Source organism: Sphingobium sp., assembly GCF_035511395.1.
Lineage (GTDB): Bacteria > Pseudomonadota > Alphaproteobacteria > Sphingomonadales > Sphingomonadaceae > Sphingobium.
Genome location: NZ_DATKFP010000393.1, coordinates 1 through 11,705 on the forward strand (window position 1 = coordinate 1; position 11,705 = coordinate 11,705).

Genomic DNA, 11,705 nt, shown 5'->3' on the forward strand with positions numbered 1-11,705 from the left:
GCACCAACAGGTTATCTGGAATTGCGCAATTGGATGCGCAGTTCGCCCCACGCCCACTGTCCACTGTCTAAAAAATTCCTCCGTCAAGCCATTGAATTTTCATGCATGCACATTTGAATGAGCGATATTTTATCCTGAAGCTCGACAGGATTAAGAAAAATATAACCTCATTCGTTAAATGGTCGTCGCATGACATGGGGGCGGTTCTTCATTTTTGAGCGCCGGACGGCTAGTTCCGCCGAGGACACACGCGTGTCCGCAGAATCGACGCATGGTCTCGTCCCCTATCTTCCGGCAGCATTGCTGCTGATGGCTGGCCTGTCGGGTCTTGCCACGGCCACGCTTCTCGACGGGCGCGAAAGCGGGCGCTATCTCGTTATTGCGCCGCCTGACGCCAGCCTGTCGGACACCATCAATCTGGTCCGTGAGGCCGACGGCCGGCTCGTGCAGGCCGGTGGTTTTCCAAACATCGTCATCGCAGGATCAAACCAACCCGATTTCGTCGCCTCTTTGCGGAAAGCCGGCGCCTGGCTCGTCATTGCGGCGCCTGATCGCGGTGGGTGTCTTGATCCATCCTTTCGAGGACAAGCAACATGACCAACGAACTGGACCAGGTGCGCTTCCATTTCGGTCGTTTCCTGCTGCCGCTTTTCTGGGTGCATGTACTGCTGCTAGGCGCTGTAGCGATGATGACGGGGCGTTCCGTAACCGGCGCGGCCTTGGCGGGAGCCGTTCTGGCGGCGTCTTATCATTTGACCTGGCGGCGCCAAGGGATCGCGCCAGCTACCCGATATCTGTCCGCGATCGCCCTGATGGGCGAGCCGGCCACCCTGCTGTTCCTCATGCGAGGCCAGGCCTGGCAGATGGACATGCACATGTACTTCTTTGCCATGCTGGCGCTGACCATAGCCTGGTGCGACAAGCGTGCGATACTGGCGGCGGCGGCGGCCATTGCCCTGCATCATCTTCTGCTGCTCTACCTGCTGCCCCAAGCGGTCTTCCCGGCGCAAGGCAATCTGGAACGAGTGCTGCTCCATGCCGGCATCGTTGCCTTCCAGACCACGGTATTGGTGTGGCTGAGTGACAAGCTGGCAGAAAGTTTCCAGCGCAACCAGCGCATGGGCGAGGAGATATTGGCCAAGAATGTCGCGCTCGAGGGGCGCACCCGCGAAGCGGAAGAGGCAAGCAAGGCCAAGAGCCTGTTCCTGGCCAATATGAGCCATGAAATCCGCACGCCGATGAACGCGATCCTCGGCTTCTGCCATCTCGTCCTGCGTACGGACCTTGAACCCAAGCAGAAGGATTATATCGGCAAGATAAACCATGCCGGCCAGGCGCTGTTGCGCCTGATCAACGACATACTCGATTTCTCGAAGAATGAGGCGGGGAAGCTGTCGCTCGAATCCCATCCTTTCAGCCTGCGCCGCGCGATAGAGAACCAGTTGCACCTGGTCGCCGATGCGGCCGAGGGGAAGCGGGTGAAGCTGGTTTCGCGGATCGCCCTCGACGTGCCCGAACGGCTGGTGGGCGATGAGATGCGCTTCGGCCAGGTCGCGCTCAACCTGCTGAGCAACGCTGTCAAGTTTTCGGAAGAAGGCACTGTCACCATCGGTATCACTATGCTGGACGAGCATGATGGTGAGGTGGAGCTTGAGTTGACGGTTCGTGACACGGGCATCGGCATGACGCCCGCGCAGCAACATTCCCTTTTCCATTCCTTCACCCAGGCCGACAGTTCGACCACACGCCGCTTCGGCGGCACCGGCCTCGGACTTGCCATCTGTCGCCAGATCGTTGAGCAGATGGGAGGATCGATCCGTGTCGACAGCGTGTTGGGTGAGGGTAGCGTCTTCACCTGCCGGATCATCATGATGCGGGAAGAGGAAGCTGTCGCGCGCGAAACCGCCGTGCCCGATCATGTCGGGCGGCTGCATGTGCTGGCGGCGGACGACAACCCGGCGTCAAGGCAGATCATGCATGATGTATTCGCGGGCTGGGGGATGAATGTCGATCTGGTCGCGTCGGGGGACGAGGCGCTGGCCGCGGTTGCGGCCGCCGACGAAGGTGGCAGGCCCTATGATCTGGTGCTGCTCGACTGGAAGATGCCGGGCATGGACGGCATGGAAACGGTCGAGGCGATGCGACGTGCGGACTACAGGGGCGCACGGCCCAAGACGCTGATCGTGACCGCCTATGGCGCGGAAGAGTTCGTCCGGAACGTCCAGGACGGCGACGTGGCCGCCTTCCTCACCAAGCCAGTCGTTCCCAAGGCGCTGCTCGACACGATCATCGACCTTTTCCGACTGGAGGATGCGCCCTTCGCGCCCGTCGCGCCGGCGCCGGTCGCGCTACCCGTCGTCGCGCCGCAGCTGCGCGGCCTCCAGGTTCTTCTGGCGGAGGATAACGAGATCAACCGCGAAATCGCCGTCGAATTGCTGGGCGACGCAGGACTGGTCGTCGACTGCGCCGGGAATGGCCGGATCGCCTGCGACATGGTGCGGACGAAGGGCCATGGTTACGCCGCCGTCCTGATGGACGTGCAGATGCCTGAAATGGACGGCATCACAGCTACCCGGATAATCCGGCAAAACTGGTCCGCCGATCGCCTGCCGATCATTGCCATGACCGCCCATGCCTATGAGGAGGAGAAACAGCGCTGCCTGGATGCCGGCATGAACGACCATGTCGCCAAGCCGGTCGATCCGGCGACGCTGATGCAGACGCTCGACCGCTGGCTGAAGGCGCCGCCCTCGCTGCAAGCACCGCAGGCTCCGCCCGAGCCAAAAGCGATCGATGCGATCCTGCCGGATGCCTTGCCGCCGTTCGACCTTCCGGCCGCGCTGGTCCGTGTGAATGGCAAGGCCACGCTGCTGCGCAAGCTGATCGTCACCTTCGGCGAAACCTATGCCGGGGTAGCGCAGGACATGCGCGTCTATATGTCGACCGGGTTGCTGTCGGATGCCCGGCGCGTGGCGCACAGCCTGAAGGGCGTGGCGGGATCGCTCGAACTGGCCGCAGTGCAGGCGATTGCGGCCGATATCGAACGGATGCTGGCCGCGAACGAAACCGAAGCAGCGCGAGCGGCTGTCGAACAGCTGGTTCAGGCGATCACGCCTGCCATCGCGGCAGCGCGCAGTCTGACTGTCGGTCAATCGGATGCTGCCCCGGTGCGCAGCCTGATCGCCAACAGTGAAGCGGCGACACTGGCCCGCGACGAATTGCGCGAACTGCTCCGCCGTCGCAGCCTCGGCGCCCGCGCCAGCTTCCATCGCTTCGCCGAGGCGCTCGGTTTGCCGGATGACATGCGCGCCCGCCATCCGGTGCATCAGGCGCTGGAAAGGCTGGATTATGAGACGGCGCTCGCCCTGATCGACGCCGACGTCGCCGAGCCGGGCGCTAGAGCGTCTTCCAAGCAGGTGGAATCACCTGCTGACCCGGAAAACGCGGCAGAACAAAGATCTGGAGCAGCCGAGCCGATGCAATCGGATCGGAATCTGCTCTAGTGCGGGGATATTGCCATGACCAAAGCCACGATTCTGATCGTCGACGACGAAATATCCAATATCGAGATCATGAATGCCGTGCTGGAGGATGATTATGACGTGTGCTTCGCTACGTCAGGGCAGCAGGCGCTGGACGTGGCGCGCGCGGCCCAGCCGGACCTTGTCCTGCTCGATGTACTGATGCCCGGCATCGATGGGTTCGAAGTCTGTCGCCGGCTCAAGTCGGACCCGTTGCTGGCCGATATCCCGGTCATCTTCACGACCGGTCTCGGCGATACGGAAGACGAAATGCGCGGCCTGTCGCTCGGCGCGATCGATTATGTGACCAAGCCTATCCAGCCCGTCATCCTGCGCGCGCGCGTCGGCAACCATGTCGAACTGAAACGCCTGCGCGACCAGCTGGCGACGATGGCGGTGACGGATGCGCTGACGGGCCTCAGCAATCGCCGCTATCTCGAACGGTCCCTGCAAACGGAAGTCGCCCGGCTCGCCCGGACCGGCGAATGGTTGTCAGTCATCATGCTGGACATCGATTTTTTCAAACAGTTCAACGATACCTACGGGCACCCGGCTGGCGACCGCTGCATCATGATGGTCGCGGCTGCCCTGACGCGAGCGGTCAAGCGGGCGGGAGATCTTTCTGCCCGCTATGGTGGAGAGGAATTCGCCTGTATTCTTCCAGGCACCGACACCCTGGAAGCAGAACTGGTAGCGCAGGAAATCCTGCTTCAGGTTCAGTCGCTCAATATCCCGCACGAACTTTCGCAGGTCAGTCCTTTCATCACCGTCAGCATCGGCGTCGCCAGTGCTCGCTGCGGGTCCGGCATGTCGGCGGAAGGCTGGATATCCCAAGCCGATCAGCAACTCTATGCCAGCAAGCGGCAGGGCCGGAACCGGATATCGATGGGGCAGTTCGATCGCAAACAGCAACAGATCCCCGCCGCGGAGTGACGCGCATCTGCATATCTTCCCGGTCCGGCCCCAGTAACCTCACGCAATAGCTGCCATCGCCCTGTCATTAACCGGGTCTAGCAACAGATCGGAAAGACATTCCAAGGGGCGATTCGATGAGTGCGACACTGGCGATAGAGGAAGTCCAGCGCCCTGATCTGGACAAGGGACTTGGTCTTGCCGGCCAGGTAGGTTTTTTCGCGGCGATATTGGCGGCGCTGCTTTACGTCGCCTACAGCGTCTATAGCGATGCCACCGCCGTGGGGGTCGAACCGACCACCTATCTGCCCTTCGCGCTGCTGTTCATCGCCCTGCTGATCGCGCTGGGCTTCGAGTTCGTGAACGGCTTCCACGACACGGCCAATGCGGTCGCAACCGTCATCTACACCAACGCGATGCCGGCCAATGTCGCGGTTGTCTGGTCCGGTTTCTTCAACTTTCTCGGCGTATTGTTGTCGACCGGCGCAGTCGCGTTCGGCATCGTGTCGCTGCTGCCGGTGGAACTCATTCTGCAGGTAGGATCCAATGCCGGCTTCGCGATGGTGTTCGCGCTGCTGATCGCCGCGATCCTCTGGAACCTCGCGACCTGGTGGCTGGGTATTCCCTCTTCCAGTTCGCACACGCTGATCGGGTCGATCATCGGCGTCGGCGTCGCCAACGCGATGATGCATGGCAAGAGCGGCACGGCGGGGGTCGACTGGAGCAAGGCGACGGAAATCGGCCAGGCGCTGCTCTTTTCGCCGCTGATCGGCTTTGGCGTCGCCGCGCTGCTATTTCTCGCGATGAAGCTGCTGATCCGCAACAAGGCGCTTTACGAAGAGCCGAAGGACGGCTTGCCGCCGCCATTCTGGATCCGTCTCCTGCTGATCTTCACCTGCACCGGCGTCAGCTTCGCCCATGGGTCGAACGATGGTCAGAAGGGCATGGGTCTCATCATGTTGATCCTGATCGGCACCGTACCGACCGCCTATGCGCTCAATCGCGCTGTGCCGGCGCAGTATACACAGGAATTTCACGCGAACTCGATCGCCGCGGTCGGTGCGCTTGGCCAGACGGCGGCCACCGGCGGCGACCCGGCCCAGGCCCGGAAAGAGGTGACGCGCTATATCGCCGACAAGAACCTGTCGCCTGCGACCGTACCCGCGCTCGGTGTGCTGGTCCGGGATGTCGATCATCAGGTCGCCGAATATGGCTCGCTGTCAAAGGTTCCGGCCGCCGCCGTGGGCAATATCCGCAACGACATGTATCTGGCGTCCGAAGCGATCAAGCGCATGGGCAAGGAAAAATCCGCCAACCTGTCCGACGAAGCCGGGGAAACGCTCACGGCTTACAAAGGATCTCTGGACGCTGGCACCCGCTTCATTCCCACCTGGGTGAAGATCGCCGTCGCCTTCGCGCTCGGCCTTGGCACCATGGTCGGTTGGAAGCGGATCGTCGTGACCGTCGGGGAAAAGATCGGCAAGTCGCACCTCACCTATGCGCAGGGTGCCTCGGCAGAACTGGTGGCGATGGGGACGATCTTCGGCGCGGATCATCTCGGCCTTCCGGTGTCGACGACTCATGTTCTGTCTTCGGGCGTCGCCGGGACCATGGCCGCGAACCGGTCGGGCCTTCAGATGAGCACGATCCGCAACCTGCTGATGGCCTGGGTGCTGACGCTGCCGGTGTCGATCCTGCTGGCGGGTGCGCTTTATATGTTCTTCTCTCAGATCGTCTAGGCGCGATGGGCACCGCGCCCGGACACCAGCATGATGCAGGCCCCATGCCGTTCAGCGGCCTGGGGCCTGGTCTCGTCTGGGGCCTGGACTTTGGCGGGGGCGAAGTGTCCCCCGTCGATCGATGCGACATATCGGGCGAGGCCAGCTTTCGCTGGCTGCATCTCAATCTGGCCGATCATGGCACCCAGCGCTGGATTCGGGAGCAGGAAATATTGCCCGTTGCCGTCCGCGACCTGCTGCTTGCACCGGAAACGCACCAGCGGGCATTGGTCGAAGGCGACACGATCGGTTGCGTCTTTCATGATTTCGAACGCGACTTCGACGTCGCGGACACTGCCCGCGTCGGCGCGCTAAGGCTGGCGCTGATGCCCCGACTGATGCTGACATGTCGGCTCCATCCCCTGCGCTCGGCCGATATCGCCAAGAGCCGGCTGACGCGCGCCGCGATAGCCATCGGTCCGCCCCAGGCGCTGGAATTGCTGGTCAATGCGATCGGCGACAATATCGCCGATATCAGCCGGACATTGAGCGCCGATGTCCAGCAGACAGAGGACGCCTTTCTGGACGGCCATCATCCGCCCACCGCCCGCGACCTGATCGGCATCCGCCGCCGGCTGGCCCAGATCCATCGTTTGCTCTCCGGTATGCGCGGCGTGTTCCAGCGTCTGGAGCAGGATGATGAACTGCCTGATATCCTGCGCCCCAGCGTCGAGAAACTGGCGCAGAGCCTCCAGTCGCTCGACGCCGACATATTGGGCGCGCAGTCGCAACTACGGCTGCTGCGCGAGGAACTGGACATTCAGGAGTCCCAGCGGACCAACCAGAATCTCTATATTCTCTCGATCGTGACAGCGCTGATGCTGCCCGCGACGCTCGTGACCGGCATTTTCGGCATGAACACCGGCGGCCTGCCTCTGGCCGACGGTCCCTATGGTACGTTGCACGCCGCGCTGCTGGCGACGGGCGCTGCGGCCGCCACCTATTTCCTGCTGCGCTGGATGGGCTTCATGCGGCGCTGACCGGCACGTCAGTATCGGGTGGGCACATGCATGTCGGCGGGGATCGGGCTGCGGATATAGTCGTCATGTCGCTCGCGATCCGGAAGGACCACGGCGTCCTTGGGAACATCATCATAGGGGATCTGCGCCAGCAGATGCGCGATACAGTTGAGCCGTGCCTTCTTCTTGTCGACGGCTTCCACCACCCACCATGGCGCCTCGGGGATATGGGTACGTTCCAGCATCGTTTCCTTGGCGCGGGTATAATCTTCCCAGCGGCGGCGCGATTCCACGTCCATCGGCGACAGCTTCCACTGCTTCAACGGATCATGGATGCGCATGTTGAAACGGAACTGCTGTTCCTCATCGGTGATCGAAAACCAATATTTGACGAGGACGATGCCCGACCGCACCAGCATTCGCTCGAACTCGGGAACGGAGCGGAAGAATTCCTCGACATCCTCCTCCGTGCAAAAACCCATCACCCGCTCCACGCCGGCGCGGTTATACCAGCTGCGATCGAACAGCACGATCTCGCCAGCTGCCGGCAGGTGTGCGGCATAGCGCTGGAAATACCATTGGGTGCGCTCCCGTTCATTGGGGGCAGGCAAGGCGGCTACCCGACAGACGCGCGGATTGAGCCGCTGGGTGATCCGCTTGATCGCGCCGCCCTTGCCGGCGGAATCGCGGCCCTCGAAGATCACGACGACCTTCAGCCCCTTGTGAACGACCCAGTCCTGCAACCGGACCAGCTCATGCTGAAGCTGGAACAGCTCGCGGAAATAGGTGCGCCGGTCCAGCTGTTCGCGATCGGGATGCCCGGCCAGATCCTGGAACATTTCCTCCAGCCGGCTCTCGTCAATCTCCATCTCCAGCTCCTCATCGAAGCTGTCGGCGATCTCTTCCTTGATCCTGTCTATGTCGAAGGCGGAAGCGACGGGCGGCGAACGGGTCATGGCGCATATCTCCGGGGAGTTTCGTCCCTGCCTGCCACCGCTGCATGACAAGGCGTTGACGATCGCAGCCGGTTTCGATGCGCGGGTCGCCAAAAAAAGAGGCCCGGAGATTGCCCCGAGCCTCCTTTCCATCTTTGCGCTCAGAAATCGAGCCAGTCGTCCGCTGTGGCCCGTGCGCTTATCGGCTTGGGCGCGCTGGTCGCGGTCGGCGCGAAGCTGACCGGGGTCGACCGGGCGGCGGGCGCCGCGCGGCCTGGCGTGTCGCCGATGCTGAACATCGACGCGCGATCGGCCAGAGCGGTCACTTCGCTGCTCAGGTTGCGCGCGGCGGCCGAGGTTTCCTCCACCATCGCGGCATTCTGCTGCGTCGCCTGGTCCATCGTGCCGATCGCCGCGCTGATCTGCGTGATAGTCGAGGACTGGGCCTGATTGTCGGTCGCGATCTCGCTCAGCAGCGTATGGACCTGCGACACGTCGGCCGAGATATTCTGCAACGCGCCGTCGACCTTCTGCACGGCCTCGACGGCGGTGCCGATATCGGTCTGGGTCGCGGTCAGCTGTTCGCGGGCGCGCTTGGCCTCTTCTTCCGAGCGCATGGCGAGTGCGGAGACGAGGTCGGCGACGACGGCAAAGCCACGACCGGCATCGCCCGCACGGCCCGCCTCGACGGCGGCGTTCATCGCAAGCACGCGGGTCTGGAACGCGATCTTGTCCAAGCCCTCGATCACGCTGTCGATGCCCTTGGCGCTTTCGCTGACGCGGCCCATGGCCTGCACTGCTTCGTCGGCGACGCTGCGGCCGGAATCGACCACTGCCATCGCGCCATCGGCGCGCTGCACGGTGCGGCCGGCGGCGGCGGCGGTGGCGCGCAGGCGGTCGTCCATCTGGGTGATCGCGGCGGAGGTTTCCTCCAGGCTCGCGGCATTGCTCTCGGTGCGGCGGGCAAGGTCTTCGGATGCCTGGGCGATTTCGCCCGATCCGGTGCGGATGGCGACGGCGCTTTCGGCGACCGCGCCGATCAGTTCGCGCAGTGAACCGAGGGCGGCGTTGAAGTTGGTCTTCAGTTCGCCATAGGCGGGCGGGAATTCCGTGTTGATCGATCGGCTGAGATCGCCCTCGGTCATCGCGGACAGGCTATCGCGCAGCGAACTGGTGACGACGCGTTGTTCGGCGGCGGCGCGGGCGTCGGCTTCCGATCGGGCTTCGGCGGCGGCGCGGAAATGGTCGAGGGCGCCGGCGATCTCACCAATTTCGTCCTTGCGGTCGCGATAGGGCACGTCGGCCTTGCCGCCTTCGGCAAGCGTCGTCGTGACGGCGGTGATGCGGCCCATCGGACGGGTGACGGAACGGTCGATCATCAGCCAGATGCCGATGATGACGGCGATGCCGATCGCGCCCAGCGCAACGGTGAATTTCAGGGCAAAGTCGGCCTTGGCGGCGGCATCGGCGGCAATCTTGTCCGAATTCTTGCGCATCTTCTTGATGAGCAGGTTGGTCTGCTGGATCGTCGCGTGCGAACGGACCCGGCCATCGCCCTTCAGCAGCGCCATCGTGCCGGGCAGGTCGCCGCTGGTGCGCTTGGCGTAGATTTCCTCATTCACGTCGATCAGCGCGGTGATCCGCTGTTCCAGCGTCTGGACGTCGCCATCCAGTTCCGTCAGGCCGAGCGCCTTGAAGTTGCGCAGCGCCGTATTCAGGCTGTCGCTCGCCTTTTCCAGCCGCTGGTTCAGGCTGACTTCCTCTTTCGCGCTGGCGACATTGTAGAAGCTGTAAACCAGGATGCGCAGTTCCTTGACGTTGCTGATCACGTCGGTCAGTTCCGACATGCCGGCAAAGCCCTTTTCGGACTGGTCCTTGGCAATGGCGCTCATCGTGTTGGTGGAGGAAAAGTCGTCATAAGCGACGAAGCCGAGCAGAAGCCCGATGATGGTGAAGGCGGCCAGCAATTTTCTGGGCAACCGCCAGCTATCGAGAAAAGCCAACATGGTCATTCCATTTGATGGAGGCCGGCACCCGGACGGGCCACCGGCGGGGAGAAAACAGGACAGGGCGGTAGCGGGCGAATGCGGTCCGCCAGACGCGCAGGAAAAAGGCCGGGATGGCGAACCATCCCGGCCTCTCCCGGACGATCGGCCCTTCTGATTGGGGGGCGGAAGGGCCGGCTGTGCCTTAACGGAACAGCGACAGGATCGTCTGCGGCGCCTGGTTGGCGATCGACAGGGCCTGGACGCCCAGCTGCTGCTGGACCTGCAGGGCCTGAAGGTTCGCCGATTCCTTCGCCAGGTCGGCGTCGACGAGGTTACCGATACCGGTCGTCACCACGTCGGACAGCTTGCTGGTGAAGCTCAACTGACCCTCGATCTTGCGCGATGCGGCGCCGAGGTCGCTGAGGCTGGTGTTCACGGCGGTGATCACGGTGTCCAGCGTGCCGACCATCGTTTCAGCGGTGGCCTGCGAGTTGATGCCACCGGTGCCGATTGCGGTGTCCACCGACGTGTCGAACGCCTGGTTCGCAACGTCCAGCGTGTCGGTGCCGGTGGCGACCTTCAGCGACTGGAGAGCGGCGACGGAGGTCGTGCCGGTGAAGGTCGAATCCAGCAGGTTGGTGTTGTTGAATTCCGACGATTCGATGATCGTGGTGATCTGTTCCTTCAGAGCGGTGAAGTCCTTGTCGATCGCCGCACGGCTATCGGTATCGAGGCCGGCGTCAGCCGCCTCATAGGCCTTCGACTTCATCTGGTTCAGAATGTCGGAAACCTGCTCTGCACCCGCGATCGCGGTGTCGGTGACGCTCTTCGCGTTGTTGAGCGAGGAACTCACCGCGTTCAGGCCGCCCAGGTCGCCCCGGAGAGTCTGTGCGATCGTGTACTTGGCCGAGTCATCCTTGGTCGAGCCAACGGCCAGACCGGTGTTGATACGGCTCTGCGTGACATCCATCTTGCTGTTGGTCGCGTTCAGGCTCTGGAGAGCCGCCATTGCACCAGCATTGGTGTTAACCGAAAACGCCATTACTTCATTCCTTCTAGAATGTTTGAGGCCGACTTCTGCGGCCCGTGGCAGGAGAACGCTGCCACCCGCATGACCCGATTTCTGCGGGTCATGCTTCATTCTAGGAACAGTTTCGGGATGACCGTTTCTGCCTGCGATTTTTATTTGGAGGAGTGCCGTCGAGGCCAAAGAAAAGGCCCGCATCCGCCGGTTGGCGAATACGGGCCGATCTGCAACGTCCCCATGCGTGCAGTCATGGGGCGAGCAAGCCTGTCAGGATCAGAAGGGAAACAGCGCGTCGTAGATCTGCTGTCCCCAGCGGGCCTGCTGCGCGTCGGTCAACTGGCCGCGCCCGCCATAGCTGATGCGGGCATCGGCGATCTGGCTGTGGCGGATACTGTTGTCGCGCGAAATATCCTCCGGCCGGATGGTACCGGTGACGACCAGTTCGCGCAGTTCATAATTGACGCGTACTTCCTGGCGTCCCCGGATCAGCAGATTGCCGTTAGGCAGAACATCCACGACTGATGCCGCCATCGTCATGTTGATCTGCTCGGTTCGCGATGTCCTGCCGGCGCCGACCGCGCTCGA

At 62.7% G+C, this 11,705-nt stretch carries 9 protein-coding genes; 5 read left to right on the top strand and 4 right to left on the bottom strand.

Annotated features, from left to right (window positions below):
* Window positions 1-252: 252 nt before the first annotated feature.
* From VMR39_RS26625 to VMR39_RS26645, 5 genes are all read left to right on the top strand, one after another.
* Window positions 253-597 carry a hypothetical protein gene (locus tag VMR39_RS26625; protein ID WP_325420912.1) on the top strand — a complete coding sequence of 115 codons (345 nt, stop codon included), beginning with the start codon at window positions 253-255 and terminating at the stop codon, window positions 595-597.
* Complete coding sequence (locus VMR39_RS26630; protein ID WP_325420914.1) at window positions 594-3,503, top strand: hybrid sensor histidine kinase/response regulator; 2,910 nt, start codon at window positions 594-596, stop codon at window positions 3,501-3,503. Before VMR39_RS26625 ends, VMR39_RS26630 begins: the two co-directional genes overlap by 4 nt.
* A 15-nt stretch (window positions 3,504-3,518) precedes the next feature.
* The gene (locus tag VMR39_RS26635; RefSeq protein WP_325420916.1) at window positions 3,519-4,454 is read left to right on the top strand and encodes a diguanylate cyclase; all 936 of its coding nucleotides are present in this window, start codon (window positions 3,519-3,521) and stop codon (window positions 4,452-4,454) included.
* Between the two features lie 116 nt (window positions 4,455-4,570).
* Window positions 4,571-6,172 (top strand): inorganic phosphate transporter, encoded by a 1,602-nt coding sequence (locus VMR39_RS26640; protein WP_325420919.1) that lies wholly within the window; start codon window positions 4,571-4,573, stop codon window positions 6,170-6,172.
* Between the two features lie 44 nt (window positions 6,173-6,216).
* Window positions 6,217-7,191, top strand: a complete 975-nt coding sequence (locus VMR39_RS26645; RefSeq protein ID WP_325420921.1) for a CorA family divalent cation transporter — start codon at window positions 6,217-6,219, stop codon at window positions 7,189-7,191.
* 8 nt (window positions 7,192-7,199) lie between these two features.
* Here VMR39_RS26645 and ppk2 read toward each other — a convergent pair whose 3' ends face one another.
* From ppk2 to VMR39_RS26665, 4 genes are all read right to left on the bottom strand, one after another.
* Window positions 7,200-8,126, bottom strand: coding sequence for a polyphosphate kinase 2 (ppk2, locus tag VMR39_RS26650; protein ID WP_325420923.1), 927 nt, complete (start codon window positions 8,124-8,126; stop codon window positions 7,200-7,202).
* A 140-nt stretch (window positions 8,127-8,266) separates the two neighbouring features.
* Complete coding sequence (locus VMR39_RS26655) at window positions 8,267-10,111, bottom strand: methyl-accepting chemotaxis protein (RefSeq protein WP_325420925.1); 1,845 nt, start codon at window positions 10,109-10,111, stop codon at window positions 8,267-8,269.
* A gap of 184 nt (window positions 10,112-10,295) precedes the next feature.
* A complete protein-coding gene (locus tag VMR39_RS26660) occupies window positions 10,296-11,135 on the bottom strand; it encodes a flagellin (RefSeq protein WP_325420926.1) in 840 nt (279 codons plus the stop codon).
* A gap of 258 nt (window positions 11,136-11,393) precedes the next feature.
* Window positions 11,394-11,705: flagellar basal body L-ring protein FlgH (locus tag VMR39_RS26665; protein WP_325420928.1), on the bottom strand; the 312-nt coding region annotated here is incomplete at its 5' end.